General features: G+C 58.8%; 15 protein-coding genes. 3 read left to right on the top strand and 12 right to left on the bottom strand.

Features of this window, described 5'->3' with window-relative positions:
• Positions 1–2: 2 nt before the first annotated feature.
• The 10 genes from tuf to rplJ all read right to left on the bottom strand — a co-directional run bounded on the left by tuf (position 3) and on the right by rplJ (position 16,377).
• Complete coding sequence (gene tuf, locus ACR0DY_RS03470; protein WP_480897810.1) at positions 3–1,178, bottom strand: elongation factor Tu; 1,176 nt, start codon at positions 1,176–1,178, stop codon at positions 3–5.
• A 60-nt stretch (positions 1,179–1,238) separates the two neighbouring features.
• Complete coding sequence (gene fusA, locus ACR0DY_RS03465; RefSeq protein WP_480484702.1) at positions 1,239–3,356, bottom strand: elongation factor G; 2,118 nt, start codon at positions 3,354–3,356, stop codon at positions 1,239–1,241.
• Between the two features lie 18 nt (positions 3,357–3,374).
• On the bottom strand, positions 3,375–3,845 hold the full coding sequence (gene rpsG / locus ACR0DY_RS03460) for a 30S ribosomal protein S7 (RefSeq protein WP_039529242.1): 471 nt from the start codon (positions 3,843–3,845) through the stop codon (positions 3,375–3,377).
• Between the two features lie 15 nt (positions 3,846–3,860).
• A complete protein-coding gene (rpsL, locus tag ACR0DY_RS03455) occupies positions 3,861–4,232 on the bottom strand; it encodes a 30S ribosomal protein S12 (RefSeq protein WP_005621086.1) in 372 nt (123 codons plus the stop codon).
• A 435-nt stretch (positions 4,233–4,667) separates the two neighbouring features.
• Entirely contained in the window at positions 4,668–5,537 is an 870-nt protein-coding gene (locus ACR0DY_RS03450) for a DMT family transporter (protein ID WP_480484704.1), read from the bottom strand.
• A 138-nt stretch (positions 5,538–5,675) separates the two neighbouring features.
• Positions 5,676–6,455, bottom strand: coding sequence for a hypothetical protein (locus tag ACR0DY_RS03445; RefSeq protein WP_480484701.1), 780 nt, complete (start codon positions 6,453–6,455; stop codon positions 5,676–5,678).
• A 211-nt stretch (positions 6,456–6,666) separates the two neighbouring features.
• Positions 6,667–10,908 (bottom strand): DNA-directed RNA polymerase subunit beta', encoded by a 4,242-nt coding sequence (gene rpoC, locus ACR0DY_RS03440; protein WP_480484700.1) that lies wholly within the window; start codon positions 10,906–10,908, stop codon positions 6,667–6,669.
• A 106-nt stretch (positions 10,909–11,014) separates the two neighbouring features.
• On the bottom strand, positions 11,015–15,151 hold the full coding sequence (rpoB, locus tag ACR0DY_RS03435; protein WP_480547329.1) for a DNA-directed RNA polymerase subunit beta: 4,137 nt from the start codon (positions 15,149–15,151) through the stop codon (positions 11,015–11,017).
• 250 nt (positions 15,152–15,401) lie between these two features.
• Positions 15,402–15,779 (bottom strand): 50S ribosomal protein L7/L12, encoded by a 378-nt coding sequence (gene rplL / locus ACR0DY_RS03430; RefSeq protein WP_209507787.1) that lies wholly within the window; start codon positions 15,777–15,779, stop codon positions 15,402–15,404.
• Between the two features lie 79 nt (positions 15,780–15,858).
• On the bottom strand, positions 15,859–16,377 hold the full coding sequence (gene rplJ / locus ACR0DY_RS03425; protein WP_209507785.1) for a 50S ribosomal protein L10: 519 nt from the start codon (positions 16,375–16,377) through the stop codon (positions 15,859–15,861).
• Between the two features lie 447 nt (positions 16,378–16,824).
• Here rplJ and ACR0DY_RS03420 point away from each other — a divergent pair, with 447 nt between their 5' ends.
• Positions 16,825–17,595, top strand: a complete 771-nt coding sequence (locus ACR0DY_RS03420) for a class II glutamine amidotransferase (RefSeq protein WP_480547331.1) — start codon at positions 16,825–16,827, stop codon at positions 17,593–17,595.
• Between the two features lie 56 nt (positions 17,596–17,651).
• On the opposite strand, the gene rplA is transcribed toward ACR0DY_RS03420, so the two are convergent.
• Together rplA and rplK are read right to left on the bottom strand one after the other, a co-directional pair.
• Positions 17,652–18,350, bottom strand: coding sequence for a 50S ribosomal protein L1 (gene rplA / locus ACR0DY_RS03415; protein ID WP_480484697.1), 699 nt, complete (start codon positions 18,348–18,350; stop codon positions 17,652–17,654).
• Position 18,351: 1 nt separating this feature from the next.
• Positions 18,352–18,801, bottom strand: coding sequence for a 50S ribosomal protein L11 (gene rplK / locus ACR0DY_RS03410; RefSeq protein ID WP_010440985.1), 450 nt, complete (start codon positions 18,799–18,801; stop codon positions 18,352–18,354).
• A gap of 137 nt (positions 18,802–18,938) precedes the next feature.
• On the opposite strand from rplK, the gene ACR0DY_RS03405 reads away from it, so the two are divergent.
• Positions 18,939–19,151, top strand: a complete 213-nt coding sequence (locus ACR0DY_RS03405; RefSeq protein ID WP_480484696.1) for a hypothetical protein — start codon at positions 18,939–18,941, stop codon at positions 19,149–19,151.
• Positions 19,152–19,248: 97 nt separating this feature from the next.
• Complete coding sequence (locus ACR0DY_RS03400; RefSeq protein ID WP_480484695.1) at positions 19,249–20,460, top strand: peptidoglycan-binding domain-containing protein; 1,212 nt, start codon at positions 19,249–19,251, stop codon at positions 20,458–20,460.
• Positions 20,461–20,475: the final 15 nt, after the last annotated feature.

Raw genomic sequence — 20,475 nt, 5'->3', positions numbered from 1 at the left:
AATTATTCAGTAATCTTCGACACGACGCCGGCGCCGACGGTGCGGCCGCCTTCGCGGATGGCGAAGCGCAGGCCCTGCTCCATCGCGATCGGTGCGATCAGTTCAACGCCGAACGACACGTTGTCGCCGGGCATGACCATCTCGGTGCCTTCCGCCAGGGTCACGGTGCCGGTCACGTCAGTGGTCCGGAAGTAGAACTGAGGACGGTAGTTCGCGAAGAACGGCGTGTGACGGCCGCCTTCTTCCTTGGTCAGGATGTAGGCTTCGGCTTCGAACTTGGTGTGCGGTGTCACCGAACCCGGCTTACACAGAACCTGGCCACGCTCAACGCCGTCACGGTCCACACCACGCAGCAGGGCGCCGATGTTGTCGCCCGCTTCACCGCGGTCCAGCAGCTTGCGGAACATTTCAACGCCGGTGCAGGTGGTTTTCGCGGTGTCACGGATGCCGACGATTTCGATCTCGTCGCCAACGTTGATCACGCCACGCTCGACACGGCCGGTCACAACGGTACCACGGCCCGAGATCGAGAACACGTCTTCGATCGGCATCAGGAACGGCTGGTCAACAGCACGCTCAGGGGTGTCGATGTAGTCATCAACAGCCGCCATCAGCTCGCGGATCTTGTTCTCGCCGATTTCAGGGTCACGGCCTTCCATCGCGGCCAGAGCCGAACCTGCGATGATCGGAATATCGTCGCCGGGGTATTCATACGAAGACAGCAGCTCGCGGATTTCCATTTCCACCAGTTCCAGCAGCTCTTCGTCGTCAACCTGGTCAACTTTGTTCATGAACACGACCATCTTCGGGATGCCAACCTGGCGGCCCAGCAGGATGTGCTCGCGGGTCTGCGGCATCGGGCCGTCTGCAGCGTTCACAACCAGGATCGCGCCGTCCATCTGAGCGGCACCGGTGATCATGTTCTTGACGTAGTCGGCGTGGCCGGGGCAGTCGACATGTGCATAGTGGCGCGCGTCGGTCTCGTATTCCACGTGCGCGGTCGAGATGGTGATGCCGCGGGCTTTCTCTTCCGGCGCGCCGTCAATCTGGTCATACGCCTTGAAGTCACCGAAATACTTGGTGATCGCTGCGGTCAGCGTCGTCTTGCCGTGGTCAACATGCCCAATCGTGCCGATGTTGACGTGCGGTTTTGTACGCTCAAACTTTTCCTTTGCCATGATGGCCTCCTTTTTCTGTAATGAAGGGAGCCCCGGAACGGCGCTCCCTCAAATCGTCGCTTATGCGTATTTCGCCTGGATCTCGTCCGAGATGTTCTGCGGAACCGGATCGTAGTGGTCGAACTGCATGGTGAACTGGGCGCGGCCCGACGACATCGAACGCAGGGTGTTGATGTAGCCGAACATGTTCGCCAGCGGAACAAACGCATCGATCGCGATCGCGTTGCCGCGCGGTTCCTGACCAGACACCTGGCCCCGACGCGAGGTCAGGTCGCCGATGATACCGCCGGTATATTCTTCCGGGGTGATCACTTCGACCTTCATGATCGGTTCCAGCAGCTTCGCGCCAGCTTTGCGCATGCCTTCACGCATACACATACGGGCCGCGATTTCGAACGCCAGAACGCTCGAGTCAACGTCGTGGAACTTACCGTCCAGCAGGGCAACCTTGAAGTCGATCACCGGGAAGCCAGCCAGAGGGCCGCTGTCCATGACCGAGTTGATGCCTTTTTCAACACCGGGGATGTATTCCTTCGGAACGGCACCACCAACGATGCGGCTTTCGAACGAGTAACCTTCGCCTGCCTCGGTGGGCTGGATCTCCAGCTTGACTTCGGCGAACTGACCCGAACCACCCGACTGTTTCTTGTGGGTGTAGGTGTGTTCGACCGGCATCGAGATGGTTTCACGATAAGCCACCTGAGGCGCACCGATGTTGGCTTCGACCTTGAACTCGCGCTTGAGACGGTCCACCAGGATGTCCAGGTGAAGTTCGCCCATGCCCTTCATGATGGTCTGACCCGATTCCAGGTCGGTTTCCACGCGGAAGGACGGGTCTTCGGCGGCCAGACGGGCCAGACCCTGAGACATCTTTTCCTGGTCGCCCTTGGTTTTGGGCTCGACCGCGATCTCGATCACCGGATCGGGGAAGGTCATGGTTTCCAGAACCACCGGATCCTTCGCATCGCACAGAGTGTCACCGGTGGTGGTGTCTTTCAGACCCGCCAGCGCGATGATGTCGCCTGCAAACGCTTCTTCGATCTCTTCCCGGTTGTTGGAGTGCATCATCATCATACGACCGATGCGCTCTTTCTTGCCTTTGGTCGAGTTCAGGATCGAGTCGCCCTTGTTCATGGTGCCCGAGTAAACGCGGGTGAAGGTCAGCGAACCAACGAAGGGGTCGTTCATGATTTTGAACGCCAGACCCGAGAAGGCCATGTCGTCATCGGCACGACGTGCGATGTTACGAACTTCTTCCTCGTCGCCGGGTTTGAAGCCCATGTAATCAACAACGTCCAGCGGGCTGGGCAGATAGTCGATCACAGCGTTGAGCAGCGGCTGAACGCCTTTGTTCTTGAACGCCGAGCCACCCAGAACGGGAACGAAATGCAGCGCCAGCGTGCCTTTGCGCAGCAGTTTGCGCAGGGTCGGAACGTCGGGCTCTTCGCCTTCCAGATAGGCCATCATCGCGTCGTCGTCTTCTTCGACGGCCGCTTCGATCATCTTGCCGCGCCATTCGTCAGCCATGTCTTTCAGGCTGTCGCGGATCGGAGCTTTGACCCAGCTTGCACCAAGGTCTTCGCCCTGCCACAGCCACTCTTCCATGGTGACCAGATCAACCAGGCCTTCCAGCTCGGTTTCGGCACCGATCGGAATACCAACCGGAACAGCGCGTGCGCCGGTGCGGTCTTCGATCATGCGAACGCAGTTGAAGAAGTCTGCGCCGATCTTGTCCATCTTGTTGACGAAAACCATACGCGGAACCTTGTAGCGGTCAGCCTGACGCCACACGGTTTCGGTCTGGGGTTCAACACCGGCGTTTGCGTCCAGAACGCAGACGGCACCGTCGAGAACCGCCAGCGAGCGTTCGACTTCGATGGTGAAGTCAACGTGGCCGGGGGTGTCGATGATGTTCAGGCGGTGCTTGGGGGTATCGGCGGTCTGACCGTCTTCGGTGCGTTCCCAGAAGGTGGTGGTCGCAGCCGAAGTGATGGTGATGCCGCGTTCCTGCTCCTGCTCCATCCAGTCCATGGTGGCTGCACCATCGTGCACCTCACCGATGTTGTGGGATTTACCAGTGTAATACAGGATACGCTCCGAGCAGGTGGTCTTACCTGCGTCGATGTGCGCCATGATACCGAAGTTACGGTATAGTTCGAGCGGATATTCGCGTGCCATTTGGATAAGCCTCTGGGATTACCAACGGTAATGGCTGAAGGCTTTGTTCGCCTCGGCCATCTTGTGGGTGTCTTCGCGCTTCTTCACGGCGGTACCGCGGGACTGTACAGCGTCCAGCAGTTCACCGGCGAGGCGTTCTTCCATGGTGTTTTCATTGCGGCCACGCGCAGCGGTGATCAGCCAGCGGATGGCCAGTGCTTCGCGGCGCTCGGGGCGGACTTCGACCGGAACCTGATAGGTTGCACCACCAACCCGGCGCGAGCGAACCTCGACCGACGGTTTGATGTTGTCGAGTGCTTCGTGGAACACTTCGACGGGCGCGCGCTTGATCTTGTTCTCAACGCGGTCAAACGCGTTGTAGACGATGCGCTCGGCGACCGACTTCTTGCCGTCGATCATCAGGTTGTTCATGAATTTGGTCAGAACCTTATCGCCAAACTTGGCGTCAGGCAGGACTTCGCGTTTTTCGGCGGCGTGACGACGTGACATATCAGCCTCTCCTTCTTACTTGGGACGCTTCGCGCCGTATTTCGAACGGCGTTGCTTACGGTCTTTGACGCCCTGAGTATCCAGAACACCGCGCAGGATGTGGTAACGCACACCGGGAAGGTCTTTCACACGGCCGCCACGGATCAGAACAACCGAGTGTTCCTGAAGGTTGTGGCTTTCACCGGGGATGTACGAGATGACCTCGAATCCGTTGGTCAGGCGCACCTTGGCAACCTTACGCATAGCCGAGTTCGGTTTCTTCGGTGTGGTGGTGTAAACACGTGTGCAGACACCGCGCTTCTGCGGGCACTGCTCCAGGTGCATGGACTTCGAGCGTTTTACTTTGGGCTGCCGCGGTTTGCGGATCAGCTGTTGAATAGTTGGCATTCCGGTTTCTTCCCCGTTTTGCAACACACATGACATGCACGCGGGCTGCGTGCGGCTAACTTCGCTGCGCTTATGCGTCCACAAGCGCAAAACCCACGAGCGTTCCCATTCCGAGGTGAACGTCGCGGTTGTTTCTCAGAGGGCGCGAACTGCAAAATTGTCCGGGCCTTGACCAGCTCATTACTGGAATCGGCTATGGGGCGGCCCCCGTCACCGAGATGACGCGCGTAATAGGGGGAGTCGGCCCGAGTGTCAACAGCACGATACCGGTTGCCCGGCAATAGGCTGATCCGGGCCGTGCCGAAGTGGGTGCGCGGGCTTTACCGGGTTCATAAAACCGCCCTGCACCAGAAGTGCCAATGCCGAACCAAGCCCGCAACCGGAGGCTGGGTTTCGCCTTCGGATAACCAGTGTTCAGAGCCGTGTCACGCAGGTTCACGCCGCTTCCCGACGCGCGCGTTCCCGGAACAGCGTAAACAATCCGGCGGCCACGATAAGTGTCGCACCCAGCATGGTCAGACCGTCAGGCCATTCATCGAATACGGCCCAGCCCAACCCCAGGGCCCAGATCAGGCTGGAATAGCGAAACGGCGCGATGAACCCGACATCGCCCTGACGCATGACCATGACGCTGAACAGATAGCCCATCAGGACGAACACGGCCGCCGCCGCAACCAGAGAACCCGCAGCGCCGGAAACCGGAACCCATCCTTCAAACACCGATGCAATGGCTGCGGCCACCGTGATTGAGAGAGAGGTCGCCAACGTCACCACCATTGACGGAACCTGGGGCGACATGCGTCGCGTCACCAGATCGCGAACCGTGATCGAAGCCACTGCGATCAGCGCGTAGATGGAATACAGGCTGAAGCCGTCAGGACCGGGTCTGACGATCAGAACCATGCCGCCAAAACCAATGGCAATTGCCAATATGCGCCGCCAGCCGACCTGTTCGGAAAAGACCAGTGCCGCGCCCAGCGTCACGGTCAGGGGCAGCGCCTGCAGAATGGCCGTCACATTGGCAAGCGGCATGTTCTTGAGCGCTGTCAGAAAAAAGAAGGTGGCCGACAGTTCGGCCAGACTGCGCAGCGCAACCAGCAACCGGTCGTGGTTTGAGAAATTGAGGTGCAGCGCCCCCAGATAACGGGCAAGACCGTAGACAAGGAAAACGGCCAGGACGCCCCGCATGGCCACCAGTTGGAACAATGGCAGATCCCGAAGCGCGACCTTGACCAAAGTGTCGTTCAGGGTGAAGGCCGCCATGCTGCCCATCATCAGCAAGGCACCTTTGGTGTTTGGGTTCATGTCAGATTTGGCCCTGCGCAGAGTGATCGGGCCATTGGCCCAATCGGACAACCGCCTGTCAACGCATCAAATCAGATCAGCGCAAGAATTACGCTCCGACGCGTTGGGAGCGGGCCGAAAACGCCTTCTGAGCCCCTATCAGAGACCAGAGACCCGACCGCCTCCGATCCCTTCCACAGCCACCCCGGCGCTGAGCGTGTACGTTGCGATCAACCCGCCGGACATGTCCAGAACGCCAAGCTGGTTGCCGTTCTGAAGCGCAACATAAAGCTCGCGGCGTTTGGAATTGATGCCAAGGCCAAAGCGTTCGATCTGCACCGCTGCGCCGACCGATGGATTGGTCGCCCGGATTGTCCTAAGCACCGTGCCGTTCAAATCCACCTCGGCGATCAGGCGATTGCGGATGAACAGCACATAAAGCGTGCCGGTCGTTTCATCAAAGGCCAGCCCGCCAATCGGCCCCTGTGGCTGGCTGAGGGTTATGTTGCGCACAAATTGCCCGTCGCGGGTCAGTTCCGCGATCATCACCCCGTTCGGATGGTCGAGGAACAAATGCCCGTCGCTTCCCCGAATGGCCAACCCGCATTCCTTGATGGGAAACTCGTCAGGTGTGATGCCACCGCATCCGGCCGGAACCCGCTGTGCCGCAAAGGTACGCAGGACACGGCCATTTCGGTCCAACTCCTGTAGTTGGGTGCCGGGAAGATTGCGCAGGAAGATCCGCCGTCGCGGCTCATCATAAGCCAACCCGACGATCGATCCGGAGATCGGGATCAGGCGCGTCGTGCCGTTCGGGATCACGATCTCACGCGATGGCTGGCCCGGTGGCATCCCCACATAGGCATAGTCCGTGCAGGCGGCCATCAGGCCCAGACCGAAAACCGAAAATACGCGCGACAACTTTGTGACAGCTCTCATCATCCACCCCCGTCACCTGTGTGAACTCATGGCGGATGGTAGCACAGTTTAGGCTAAACCAGAAAAACCCTACTGTTATTGCAGGTCTCATACGGCGAGCGCGATATTCCAGTGGTCTGGAACCGCCTTAAGCGTGGTGCGCGTTTCAGCCCTGCAAAAACGAAAGGCCCCGCGAAATCGCGGGGCCTTCCTAAACTTGTCAATCGGGCGATTACTCGCGGCTTTCGGGTGTTTCCACCAGAACGTCCAGCTCATCCCCGACCAGATCATCATCCATGATCGGCGCAGCCAGGGCAGCGGCCGCTTCGGCCTCTTCCCGACGGGCTTCGATCACCACATTGTCGCGCGACTGCGCGATGTGGCGGACGGCCTGTGTGGCCCCACCGGTACCGGCGGGGATCAGGCGACCAACGATGACGTTCTCTTTCAGGCCGACCAGCTTGTCCTTTTTGCCCTGCACGGACGCTTCGGTCAGTACGCGGGTGGTTTCCTGGAACGACGCCGCCGAGATGAACGAACGCGTCTGCAACGAAGCCTTGGTGATCCCCAGAAGGATCGGCTCGCCCTGTGCCGGACGACCACCGCGGGCGATGGTCTTTTCGTTGGCTGCGTCGAACTCCTGCTTGTCGACATGTTCGCCTTTCAGCAGGGTGGTGTCGCCTGAATCCAGGATCTCCCACTTCTGCAGCATCTGGCGCACGATGACTTCGATGTGCTTGTCGTTGATCTTCACGCCTTGCAGACGATACACGTCCTGCACTTCGTCGATCATGTAGTTCGCCAGCGCCTCGACACCCATGATGGACAGGATGTCATGCGGGGCCGGGTTACCGTCCATGATGTAGTCGCCCTTCTGTACGAAGTCGCCTTCGACAACAGGGATGTGCTTGCCCTTGGGTACCATGTACTCGATGGGTTCCAGCGACTCGTCAGCCGGTTCGATGCTGATGCGGCGCTTGTTCTTGTAGTCGCGGCCAAAGCGCACGTAACCATCAGCTTCTGCGATGATCGCGTGATCTTTCGGACGGCGGGCTTCGAACAGTTCGGCCACACGCGGCAGACCACCGGTGATGTCCTTGGTCTTGGCACCTTCACGCGGAATACGCGCAACAACGTCACCGGCTTCGATCTTCTGGCCATCTTCGACCGACAGGATCGCATCCACCGACATCGGATAGTGAACCGGGTTGCCCGCATCGTTGCGGACCGGTTCGCCATCGTCACCGACCAGAATGATCTCGGGCTTGAGGTCGCTGCCACGGGGGGCGGCGCGCCAGTCGATCACGATCTTCTGGGTCATGCCGGTTGCTTCGTCGGTCTCGTCACGGACGGCAAGGCCCGAAACCAGGTCGACGTATTTGGTGGTACCGGCTTTCTCGGCGATGATCGGCAAGGTGTAGGGATCCCATTCGAACAGCTTGTCGCCGCGGGCCACCTTGGTGCCTTCCTTGACGAACAGCTTGGAGCCGTAGCCCAGCTTGTGGCTGGCGCGCTCTTCGCCGTGATCGTCCTTGATCACCAGCTTCATGTTCCGGCCCATGACAAGGCTTTCGCCTGCGGCATTGACCAGGATCTGCGGGTTCTCGAAGGATACGACACCAGCCTGGCTGGCTTCCTGGAACGACTGCTGACCACCTTGCGCAACACCACCGATGTGGAAGGTCCGCATCGTCAGCTGTGTACCGGGTTCACCGATGGACTGGGCGGCGATGATGCCGACAGCCTCACCCGTGTTCACCATGGTACCGCGAGCAAGGTCACGACCGTAGCAGGTGGCACAGACGCCTTCCTCGGACTCGCAGGTCAGAGGTGAGCGGATGCGGGTCGACTGAACGCCCGCTTCGTCGATGGTGTCTGCCATACGTTCGTCGATCAGCTGACCAGCTGCAACAAGCACCTCATCCGTACCCGGACGCAGGATATCGTCAGCCGCCACACGGCCCAGGATACGCTCGGCCAGCGAGGCGACAACCTCACCATCGTTGACCGCAGCTTCGGCAGTGATTGCGCGCTCGGTGCCACAATCGATCTCACGAACGATGCAGTCCTGCGCCACGTCCACCAGACGACGGGTCAGGTAACCCGAGTTCGCGGTTTTCAGAGCGGTATCCGACAGACCCTTACGGGCACCGTGGGTCGAGTTGAAGTATTCAAGAACGGTCAGACCTTCCTTGAAGTTCGAGATGATCGGTGTCTCGATGATGTCACCGTTCGGCTTGGCCATCAGGCCGCGCATACCGCCCAGCTGTTTCATCTGAGTGACCGAGCCCCGCGCACCGGAGTGGGCCATCATGTAGACCGAGTTCGGTTCCTGCTCGGCGCCATTTTCGTCACGCGCGGAAGCCGAGATGGTGTTCATCATCGCCTCGGTGACGCGGTCGTTACACTTCGACCAGGCATCGACAACCTTGTTGTACTTTTCGCCTTGAGTGATCAGGCCGTCCATGTACTGCTGTTCAAAGTCTTTCACCTGGTCGCGGGTGTCATCGACGATGCCCCACTTGTCGTTCGGGATGACCATGTCGTCCTTGCCGAACGAGATACCGGCCCTGAAGGCCTCCTTGAAGCCCATCGACATGATCTGGTCACAGAAGATAACCGACTCTTTCTGACCGCAGTAGCGGTAGACGGTGTCGATCACCTGCTGCACTTCTTTCTTCCGCAGCAGGCGGTTTACCAGATCGAACGGCGCCTTGTTGTTCATCGGCAGCAACGCACCCAGACGCAGACGGCCCGGAGTGGTCTCATAGCGCTTCTGAACTTCGTTGCCTTCCTCGTCGATCTGCGTGATCCGGGCGGTGATTTTCGAGTGCAGATGCACCTCACCCGCGTCCAGCGCGTGCTGAACTTCTTCGATCGAGCCAAAGACCTTGCCTTCGCCCGGCATGCCTTCACGTTCCAGGGTCACGTAGTAGAGACCCAGGATCATATCCTGCGACGGAACAATGATCGGCGCGCCGTTTGCAGGCGACAGAACGTTGTTTGTCGACATCATCAGAACACGGGCTTCCAGCTGTGCCTCAAGGCTCAGCGGGACGTGAACGGCCATCTGGTCGCCGTCGAAGTCGGCGTTGAAGGCCGAACAGACCAGGGGGTGCAGCTGAATGGCTTTGCCTTCGATCAGAACCGGTTCGAACGCCTGAATGCCAAGACGGTGCAGCGTCGGCGCACGGTTCAGCATGACAGGGTGTTCGCGGATCACTTCGTCGAGGATATCCCACACTTCGGGGCGTTCTTTCTCGACCAATTTCTTCGCCTGTTTCACGGTCGAAGACAGACCTTTGGCTTCAAGGCGCGAGTAGATGAACGGCTTGAACAGCTCCAGCGCCATCTTCTTGGGCAGACCACACTGGTGCAGCTTAAGCTCCGGACCGGTCACAATGACCGAACGGCCCGAGAAGTCGACGCGTTTCCCCAGAAGGTTCTGACGGAAGCGGCCCTGCTTACCTTTCAGCATGTCTGACAGCGATTTCAGCGGACGCTTGTTGGCGCCGGTGATCACGCGGCCTCGACGGCCGTTGTCGAACAGAGCGTCCACGGATTCCTGCAGCATCCGCTTTTCGTTGCGGACGATGATGTCAGGCGCACGCAGTTCGATCAGGCGCTTCAGACGGTTGTTCCGGTTGATCACGCGGCGATACAGATCGTTCAGATCCGAGGTCGCGAAACGGCCACCATCCAGCGGAACCAGCGGGCGCAGTTCCGGCGGGATGACCGGGATCACGGTCATGACCATCCATTCGGGACGGTTGCCCGACTCGAGGAAGGATTCAACAACCTTCAGACGCTTGATGATCTTCTTGGGCTTCAACTCGCCTGTGGCTTCGGCCAGATCAGCGCGCAGCTGCTCGGCTTCGGCTTCCAGATCGATCTGGGCCAGCATCTCACGGATGGCTTCGGCACCGATATTGGCGGTGAACGCGTCCATGCCAAAGGCATCCTGCGCATCCATGTACTCTTCTTCGGTCAGCATCTGGCCGTAGGTCAGGTCAGTCAGACCGGGCTCGATGACGACATAGTTTTCAAAGTACAGAACGCGTTCCAGATCGCGCAGCGTCATGTCCAGCATCAGACCGATGCGGGACGGGAGCGATTTCAGGAACCAGATATGTGCAACGGGCGCGGCCAGTTCGATGTGGCCCATACGCTCGCGGCGGACTTTCTGCAGGGTGACTTCCACACCGCATTTCTCGCAGACAACGCCGCGATACTTCATCCGCTTATACTTGCCGCACAGACATTCGTAGTCTTTGATCGGGCCAAAGATACGCGCGCAGAACAGACCGTCACGTTCAGGCTTGAACGTCCGGTAGTTGATGGTTTCGGGTTTCTTGATCTCGCCATAGGACCAAGACAGGATCCGTTCGGGCGACGCCAGCGAGACTTTGATTTCGTCAAAGACCTTCGGGGGCGTCAGCGGGTTGAACGGGTTGTTGGTGATTTCCTGGTTCATCTCTTTACCTCAGAGTTAGAGGGTGCGGGGGTCACGCAGTGCCGGGCTGAAGCCCGGCCTACGCCGGATCAGATGGTAGGCCGGGCTTCAGCCCGGCATCCCTTCGTCACTCATCGACCTCCGCATCCAGGAGTTCCATATTCAGGCCGAGGCCGCGGACTTCTTTCACCAGAACGTTGAACGATTCCGGTACGCCCGCTTCAAAGTTATCCTCGCCCTTGACGATCGACTCATAGACCTTGGTCCGGCCGGCGACGTCATCCGACTTCACCGTCAGCATCTCTTGCAGGGTGTAGGCGGCGCCGTAAGCTTCCAGAGCCCAGACCTCCATCTCACCAAAGCGCTGACCACCGAACTGCGCCTTACCACCCAGCGGCTGCTGGGTAACCAGGCTGTAGGGGCCGGTCGAACGCGCGTGGATCTTATCGTCCACAAGGTGGTGCAGTTTCAGCAGGTACTTGATGCCCACGGTCACCGGACGCGCAAATTGCTCACCCGTACGACCGTCGAACAGAACCGACTGACCGCTTTGCGAGAAGCCCGCACGCACCAGCGCGTCGTTGACGTCAGCCTCTTTGGCACCGTCAAAGACCGGGGTTGCGATCGGAACACCGCGGGTCACGTTGCCCGCTGCTTCGACCAGCGTTTCCTCGTCCATGCCGGTGATGCCTTCTTCGTAGACATCTTCGCCATAGGCCAGCTTCATCGCCTCGCGCACCGGGGTCAGGTCGCCGGAACGGCGGTATTCACCCAGAGCTTCATCGATGTTCAGACCCAGACCGCGCGCGGCCCAACCCATGTGGGTTTCAAGGATCTGACCAACGTTCATACGCGAAGGCACACCCAGCGGGTTCAGACAGAAGTCGACCGGGGTCCCATCGGCCAGGAACGGCATGTCTTCCATCGGAACAACCTTGGAGATCACACCTTTGTTCCCGTGACGACCGGCCATCTTGTCGCCCGGCTGCAACTTGCGCTTCACGGCGATGAAGACTTTGACCATCTTCATCACACCCGGCGGCAGGTCGTCGCCACGGCGGACTTTCTCGACCTTATCCTCGAAACGGGCGTCCAGAGCGCGCTTTTGCACTTCGTATTGCTCGTTCAGGGCCTCGACGATCTGTGCGTCCTGCTCGTCTTCCAGCGCCAGCTGCCACCATTGACCACGGGTCAGGGTGTCCAGCAGATCCTCGGTGATCACCGACCCTGCCTTGACACCTTTCGGGCCTTTGACAGCGGTTTTACCCAGGATCAGACCTTGCAGACGCGCATAGATGTTGCGGTCAAGGATCGCCAGCTCGTCGTCCCGGTCACGGGCCAGACGTTCGACTTCCTCACGCTCGATCTGCAGCGCACGCTCGTCTTTCTCGACACCGTGACGGTTGAAGACGCGAACCTCGACGACCGTACCGTAATCGCCCGGCTTCACGCGCAACGAGGTGTCGCGCACATCAGATGCTTTTTCACCAAAGATGGCGCGCAGCAGCTTTTCTTCCGGGGTCATCGGGCTTTCGCCCTTCGGAGTGATCTTGCCGACCAGAATATCGCCCGGCTCAACATCCGCGCCGATGTAAACGATGCCCGCCTCGTCGAGGTTGCGCAGCGCTTCTTCACCGACGTTGGGGATGTCGCGGGTGATCTCTTCCGGGCCCAGCTTGGTGTCACGGGCGGCGACTTCGAATTCCTCGATATGGACCGAGGTAAAGACGTCGTCACGCGCGATACGTTCCGAGATCAGGATCGAGTCTTCGTAGTTGTAACCGTTCCACGGCATGAACGCGACGACCACGTTCTTACCCAAGGCCAGTTCACCCATATCGGTCGACGGACCGTCGGCAATGACCTCGCCCTTCTGGACGGTGTCACCCACCTTGATCAGCGGACGCTGGTTGATGCAGGTGTTCTGGTTCGAGCGCTGGAACTTACGCAGACGATAGATGTCAACGCCAGCGTCACCCAGTTCCAGATCCTCGGTGGCACGGATAACGATACGCTGGGCATCGACCTGGTCGATGATGCCGGCGCGTTTCGCCTGAATCGCAGCGCCTGAGTCGATTGCGACCTTCTCCTCGATCCCGGTACCGACCAGCGGTGCCTCGGCCCGCAGCAGCGGAACCGCCTGACGTTGCATGTTCGAGCCCATCAGAGCGCGGTTGGCGTCGTCATTTTCAAGGAACGGAATCAGCGAAGCCGCGACCGAAACCAGCTGTTTCGGCGACACGTCGATCAGGTCCACATTCTCGCGCGGGGCAAGGGTGTAGTCGCCTGCCTGACGGGTCGAAACCAGATCGTTGATGAACTTGCCGTTCTTGTCCAGCGTCGCGTTCGCCTGCGCCACGGTGTGACGCATTTCCTCGGTCGCGGACATGTAGTGAACCTCATCGGTCACCTCGGCGTCCTTGACGACGCGGTAAGGTGTTTCGATGAAGCCATACTTGTTCACGCGGGCGAAGGTGGCCAGCGAGTTGATCAGACCGATGTTCGGGCCTTCCGGCGTTTCAATCGGGCACATCCGGCCATAGTGGGTCGGGTGCACGTCGCGCACTTCAAAGCCCGCACGCTCACGCGTCAGACCACCGGGGCCAAGCGCCGAAAGACGGCGTTTGTGGGTGACTTCCGACAGCGGGTTGGTCTGGTCCATGAACTGCGACAGCTGCGACGAGCCGAAGAATTCACGCACAGCAGCAGCAGCCGGTTTCGCGTTGATCAGGTCCTGCGGCATGACGGTGTCGATCTCGACCGACGACATACGCTCTTTGATCGCGCGCTCCATGCGCAGCAGACCGACGCGGTACTGGTTTTCCATCAGTTCACCGACCGAACGCACACGACGGTTGCCGAGGTGGTCGATATCGTCCACGTCGCCTTTGCCGTCGCGCAGTTCGACCAGAGCCTTGACGCAGGCCACGATGTCTTCGCGGCGCAGGGTACGCAGGGTATCCGGCGCGTCCAGTGCCAGGCGCATGTTCATCTTCACGCGGCCAACGGCGGACAGGTCATACCGCTCGCTGTCGAAGAACAGGGTGTCGAACAGGGCCGACGCCGCTTCGACGGTGGGCGGTTCACCCGGACGCATGACGCGGTAGATATCCATGAGCGCGCTTTCGCGGTTCATGTTCTTGTCCTGCGCCATGGTGTTGCGCATGTAGGGTCCGACATTGACGTTATCGATGTCGAGAACCGGAATATCGGTGATGCCCGCGTCGATCAGTTCCTTCGCGGTACCGCCGATCAGGTCGCCATCCTTGTCATATTCCAGCGTCAGTTCGTCACCGGCTTCGACATAGATCGCGCCGTTTTCTTCGTTGATGATGTCCTTGGCGACAAACTTGCCAACGATGTGATCGAACGGAACCAGCAGTTCTGTGACGGTGCCCTCGTCGATCAGCTTCTTGACCGCGCGCGGGGTGACTTTTTTGCCTGCCTCGGCAATCACCTCACCTGATTTCGCGTCGATCAGGTCATAGGTCGGACGGGTGCCGCGAACACGCTCGGGGAAGAACGGCGTGACCCAGCCCTTCTTCTTGTCCAGCTTGTAGGACACGGTTTTGTAATACGCGTCCATGATCGCTTCCTGATCCAGACCCAGCGCATAAAGCAGGGTTGTCACAGGCAGTTTGCGGCGGCGGTCGATACGGGCGAACACGATATCCTTGGCATCAAACTCGAAGTCCAGCCAGCTGCCGCGATACGGGATGATGCGGCAGGCAAACAGCAGCTTGCCCGAGGAATGGGTTTTACCCTTGTCGTGGTCAAAGAACACACCGGGCGAGCGGTGCATCTGGGAGACGATCACACGCTCGGTGCCGTTGACGACAAAGGTGCCGTTCGGGGTCATCAGGGGCATGTCGCCCATGAAGACATCCTGTTCCTTGATGTCTTTTACCGATTTCGCGCCGGTGTCCTCATCAACATCGAACACGATCAGGCGCAGGGTAACCTTCAGCGGTGCGCTGTAGGTCATGTCGCGCTGCATGCACTCTTCGACGTCGTATTTGGGTTTCTCCAGATCGTATTTCACGAACTCCAAAACAGAGGTTTCGTTGAAATCCTTGATCGGGAAAACCGATTGGAACACGCCTTTGATGCCTTCGCCGTCTGTGGGCTGTTCTGCATCGCCGGAGCGCAGGAAAAGATCATAAGAAGATTTCTGTACCTCAATGAGGTTCGGCATCTCCAGTACTTCGCGGATTTTGCCGTAATATTTACGAAGACGTTTCTGGCCAAGGAACGTTTGAGCCATGTCAGATGTCACCTTTCGATGTTCTCAGCGGGCAAAGACACCGTCGGGCCCCGGCATCTTGCACAATCGAGACAACACGTCCGGATCAATTCGTGGCCACCGTCCCGAAGGCGGCCTCCCGATCCGAAAACCGTGTCTTAGAAAACGCCCCATTCCGTGAGGCCCTTTCTAAGACAGGTTCGGCTGGACCCGGATTTCTCCGGATCCAGCCAGAATTTTCGGCGCATCAGCGATGCGCCTGAGACCAGGCTTAGGCCAGCTCGACTTCGGCGCCAGCTGCTTCCAGCTTGGCTTTGACGTCTTCGGCTTCGTCTTTCGACACGCCTTCTTTGATCTTGCCGCCGGCTTCGACCAGTTCCTTGGCTTCTTTCAGGCCCAGACCGGTGATGCCGCGAACTTCTTTGATCACGTTGATTTTCGAAGCGCCGGCGTTCTTCAGAACGACGTCGAATTCGGTTTTTTCTTCCTCAGCTGCGCCACCGGCGTCGCCACCAGCTGCTGCGACCATTACGGCGCCGCCAGCTGCGGGCTCGATGCCGTATTCGTCTTTGAGGATGGTTTTCAGTTCTTGTGCTTCCAGCAGGGTCAGACCCACGATGCTTTCTGCGAGTGCTTTCAGATCAGCCATTTTATCAGCTCTTTCCGTTTACAATGTGTGTTCCAACGTCAGGGTAGGTACCCTACGCAGATCATTCAGTGCCAACCGCTTACGCAGCTTCCGCCTTCTCTTCGATGGTGGAAAGGATGCTTGCGATATTGCTTGCAGGTGCGCCAATCGCGCCGGCGATGTTCGAAGCAGGTGCGCCAATGCAGCCCACGATCGAAGCAATAAGCTCCTCGCGAGACGGCATTTTCGAAACGGCTTCAACGCCTTTGCGGTCCAGAGCGTTCTCGCCCATTGCACCGCCGAGGATTTCAAATTTCTTGTTATCCTTGGCGAAGTCCTCGGCCACCTTGGCTGCTGCCACGGGGTCCTCGGAATAGGTCAGAACGGTCATCCCTGTCAGCAGGTCGGCCATGCTTGCACACGGCTTACCCTCGAGGGCGATTTTGGCGAGCCTGTTCTTGGCAACACGCACGGAGCCACCCGCGTCACGTGCACGTGCGCGAAGGTCCTGCATCTCGGCAACTGTCAGACCGGCGTAGTGGGCAACCACTACGACGCCAGAGCTTTCGAAGATTTGGCCGAGTTCCTCGACCACTTTCTCTTTCTGGGCTCTATCCACAGTTCTCTCCAAGTTAGGGGTGAGTTCTCACCCCGGCTCATATTTGCCGCGGCTTGCGCCCCGGCGTTCAGGTCCGTTGTTACGGGATTGGCCAAAACTCGCCCGAGGGTGGGACCCTCAGAATTCTTTGGTCTTACCCGTCTCAGGCAGGGAATTAAGGGGCCAGATGGCACCACCCACCGTCTTGGACGAAACAAAATAAAGCGCACGACGAATCGCACGCTTTATTCCGCAGGTCTACTTAGGACAGATGGCTGGGGTTTCCAAGAGGTAAATTGGGATAAATCAGACGCAACAAGGGATGACCAGAACCACAAGATAAAGTGCGGTGACGAGCAATTGATTTGGTCGAATTTCAGGGCTGACGGCAAAATAGTTCGTGACATTGTTCCAAGTTCAAGACTACAACCCGACAATTTTTCTCAGAAACAAGAAGAATCAGAACAAATGTGCAGAATTGCCGCCTATTGCGGACCAAGTATCCCGCTTGAAAACATCGTCATCCGGCCCCAGCATTCCTTGCTGGAGCAAAGCCAGCACGCGGCCGAAGCTAAACTTGCCGTCAATGGCGATGGCTTCGGTATGGCCTGGTACGCAGACCAGGATCGCCCTGGCCTGTACAGGGATGTCCTGCCCGCGTGGTCGGATGGTAACCTGGTCGATCTTTGTAGGATGATAAAATCCTCGCTGTTTCTGGCCCATGTCCGCGCGTCGACGTTCGGCGAAGTGTCGCGCGCAAACTGCCACCCTTTCACGTTTGGCAAATGGTCCTTCATGCATAATGGCCAGATTGGCGAGTTCGGGCGTTTGCGAAGACGGCTTGAATCCTCACTGCCGGACGAACTTTATGCGGCGCGGCGCGGGTCGACGGATTCAGAGCTTCTGTTTCTGCTCCTGCTGGCAAACGGGCTGGATGATGCGCCGCAGGACGCTGTTGTCGCAACTCTGCGTCAGATCGATGCGCTTGACGGTCATCGGACGCAACCGGATCGCATGGCCGTCGCCTTTTCAGATGGGCAGAGCCTGTATGCGTTTCGATATTCCAGCGACCAGCGCAGCCCGTCCCTGTATTTCGGGGAAGGGCTGGACCACGGCGGCAGGGTCATCGCGTCCGAGCCTCTGGACAAGGGCACAGGAAAATGGGTGCCCATTGAAGACCGGAGCTTCTTCACCCTGACCGGCGATACAGCCAGCCACACAGCGTTGCAGTTCAGCTAAAAAAAACGGGCGGTCCGAAGGGACCGCCCGCAACATTGCTTTGGCGTAGGTCAGGCTTATTCGCCCGAAGCTTCTGCCACATCAACGGTCACACCAGGGCCCATGGTCGAGCTCAGCGCGATTTTCTTCATGTAGGTGCCCTTGGCGCCCGACGGCTTGGCCCGTGCAACAGCCGAGACGAAAGCGCGAATGTTTTCGACCAGCTTGGCTTCGTCAAACGACGCTTTGCCAACGCCTGCGTGCACAACGCCGCCTTTTTCCGCCTTGAACTGAACTTCACCGCCTTTGGCTGCTTCCACGGCTGCTTTCACGTCCATGGTCACAGTGCCAACCTTGGGGTTCGGCATCAGGTTACGGGGGCCAAGAACCTTACCCAGACGACCGACGATCGGCATCATGTCCGGGGTTGCAATGCAGCGATCGAATTCGATGGAGCCGCCCTGAATGGTTTCCATCAGGTCTTCTGCACCAACGATATCCGCGCCTGCTTCTTTCGCTTCGTCAGCCTTCGCGCCACGTGCGAAGACAGCAACGCGCATGTCTTTGCCTGTGCCGTTCGGCAGTCCGACAACGCCGCGCACCATCTGGTCTGCGTGACGGGTGTCAACGCCCAGGTTCATCGCGATTTCGATAGTCTCGTCGAATTTCGAAGTTGCATTGGCTTTGACCAGGGCAACAGCTTCGTCCACCGACAGGTTTTCCTTGCCAGCGACGGCTTCGCGCGCAGCGCGGGTACGTTTACCGAGTTTTGCCATCTTACTTCACCTCGATGCCCATGGAGCGGGCCGAGCCCAGGATGATCTGCATTGCGCCTTCGACGTCGTTGGCGTTCAGATCTTTCATTTTGGCTTCGGCGATTTCACGAACCTGCTTGGAGGTCACGGTTGCCACGGTCTCGCGACCTGGGTTTTCCGCGCCGCGGGGGCGGTTACGCTTACCGACCGGCTTAAGACCAGCAGCTTTTTTCAGGTAATAAGACGCGGGCGGCGTCTTGATGTCCATGGTGAAGGACTTGTCCTGATAGTAGGTGATCACGGTCGGGCACGGCGCGCCGGGCTCCATATCTGCGGTCTTGGCGTTGAACGCCTTGCAGAATTCCATGATGTTGATGCCGCGCTGACCCAGCGCCGGACCAACTGGCGGCGACGGGTTCGCCTGACCTGCAGGAACCTGCAGTTTCATTGTACCAGCAAGCTTCTTGGCCATTTGGTTTTCCTTTCAACTAGGGTGAAACGCGTCTCACCCGGATTTTGTTGCGTGGTCCGGCCCGGGATCGCGACCCCGGTAACCTCCCACGAGAGAATCTCGCCCGAAGACGATAGAGGCGGCGTTTACAGGGGATCATGGGGGTTGGCAAGTGGCCTGCCTTTCAATTCGGGATCACCGAATCGAGTTTAAAGTCGATGACCAACATCATTGAAACCCGTGGGCAAGAAACTGCCACCCTTTCCGGCCAACCCAAGGAGTTACAAGTCGGCATGAACCCCAAGGTATCACTGGATGTTAAAGGCTTAAATCGCTTGAGCAATATCGGCGAATCCGTCGCCTGGCGGTAATCCCCTCAGGGCGTCGATCTTTGAAGTAGTATAAATGACCGAGCCATGCCGTAGCTGTGCTATACTTGGGCAGAACAAATTTGTTCGGAGGTTCGTCATGATATTTCGTTTATTAACTACTCTAATCGCTGCGCTGTCTTTTGCAGCGGCCGTTCCCCAGACCGCGCGGGCCGATGCGGGCGACTTTATCGGCGGTGCTGTCGTTGGCGGGGTCGTCGGATACGCGATCGGCAAAGACCAGCAAAAGAAAAAGTCCCGGTCTTCGAGCCAGACCTACCGGTCGGGCATTCCATCGACCTCGCAAGGGGCGCAAACGCAGACCGCGCTCAACTATTTCGGCTATAACGCCGGGCGTGTCGATGGGCAGGTCGGGCATGGAACCCGGTCGGCGATCGAACGCTACCAGGTGTCCATGGGCTATCCTGTGAATGGCTATGACTTCCAGCCCTATCAGTATGACTTTCTGATGCAGGCCTATTACTGGGCGACAAGCGGTGGGCAGGCGGCAACCCAGCTTTCGGGTCAACCGCTTTTGATGGCCTATCGCCAACAGGTGCAAACCGGCTCTGCCTTGGCGGCTGCACCTCAGACCCAGGCACCGGCCATCCCGGTTATCACGCCTCAACAGGCCGAACCCGCAACAAGCGCCACTGAAACCACGACAGCCAGCCTGCCGAGCCTGTTTTCCGGCGGAACCGGAGGCCCGTCGCTGGCCAATCGGTGCAGCGGGGTCATGCTGCAAACGTCGACCAATGGCGGCTATACGACCCTGTCTAACATGTCCGATCCTGACTTTGCGCTCAGCGAACAATTCTGCCTTGCCCGCAGCTATGCGATGGCACAGGGCGAAGAGCTGATGCAGGGCATTCAGGGTCTTACACCCGATCAGGTCGCAGACCAGTGCGCCGCCTTTGGCGACATGTTGGCACCGCAAGTTGACGCGCTGTCTATCAACTCGAAATCAGAGGCTGAAACCCAGGTGCGCAAGCTTGCCTTGGATTCGGGTCTTAGCCCTGCTGATCTTGCCGCAACCAGCAAGGTCTGCCTTGCGATGGGATATCGTCAGGACAACATGGATACCGCAGTTGGGTCTGCGCTGATGCTGGTTGCCATGGGTGAACCCGCATACGGAGAACTGGTCGGTCACCATCTGCGCGAAGGCTTTGGTGTTCAGGCGCGCCGCGATCTTGCGATGCAATGGTATGATGCAAGCCTTTCGGCGCTGGATGCCGGGTCGCAGGCGGTCTTCCTGCCGTCCCAGACCGACCGCCCGCAGCTTTTGCGCGCAGCCATGGTTCAGTCGCAGTAAGCCCAAACGCGAAAC

This window comes from Ruegeria sp. O6 (assembly GCF_056535045.1).
The sequence above is the reverse complement of the archived record's forward strand: the minus strand, read 5'-3'. Positions and strand labels throughout refer to the sequence as shown.

Coding starts and splice junctions, on each gene's coding strand:
- fusA (WP_480484702.1), bottom strand. CDS start 3,356: ATGGCACGCGAATATCCGCTCGAACTATACCGTAACTTCGGTATCATG.
- tuf (WP_480897810.1), bottom strand. CDS start 1,178: ATGGCAAAGGAAAAGTTTGAGCGTACAAAACCGCACGTCAACATCGGC.
- ACR0DY_RS03400 (WP_480484695.1), top strand. CDS start 19,249: ATGATATTTCGTTTATTAACTACTCTAATCGCTGCGCTGTCTTTTGCA.
- ACR0DY_RS03450 (WP_480484704.1), bottom strand. CDS start 5,537: ATGAACCCAAACACCAAAGGTGCCTTGCTGATGATGGGCAGCATGGCG.
- ACR0DY_RS03420 (WP_480547331.1), top strand. CDS start 16,825: ATGTGCAGAATTGCCGCCTATTGCGGACCAAGTATCCCGCTTGAAAAC.
- rplL (WP_209507787.1), bottom strand. CDS start 15,779: ATGGCTGATCTGAAAGCACTCGCAGAAAGCATCGTGGGTCTGACCCTG.
- rplA (WP_480484697.1), bottom strand. CDS start 18,350: ATGGCAAAACTCGGTAAACGTACCCGCGCTGCGCGCGAAGCCGTCGCT.
- rpsG (WP_039529242.1), bottom strand. CDS start 3,845: ATGTCACGTCGTCACGCCGCCGAAAAACGCGAAGTCCTGCCTGACGCC.
- ACR0DY_RS03405 (WP_480484696.1), top strand. CDS start 18,939: ATGGGGGTTGGCAAGTGGCCTGCCTTTCAATTCGGGATCACCGAATCG.
- rpoC (WP_480484700.1), bottom strand. CDS start 10,908: ATGAACCAGGAAATCACCAACAACCCGTTCAACCCGCTGACGCCCCCG.
- rpoB (WP_480547329.1), bottom strand. CDS start 15,151: ATGGCTCAAACGTTCCTTGGCCAGAAACGTCTTCGTAAATATTACGGC.
- rplK (WP_010440985.1), bottom strand. CDS start 18,801: ATGGCCAAGAAGCTTGCTGGTACAATGAAACTGCAGGTTCCTGCAGGT.
- rpsL (WP_005621086.1), bottom strand. CDS start 4,232: ATGCCAACTATTCAACAGCTGATCCGCAAACCGCGGCAGCCCAAAGTA.
- ACR0DY_RS03445 (WP_480484701.1), bottom strand. CDS start 6,455: ATGAGAGCTGTCACAAAGTTGTCGCGCGTATTTTCGGTTTTCGGTCTG.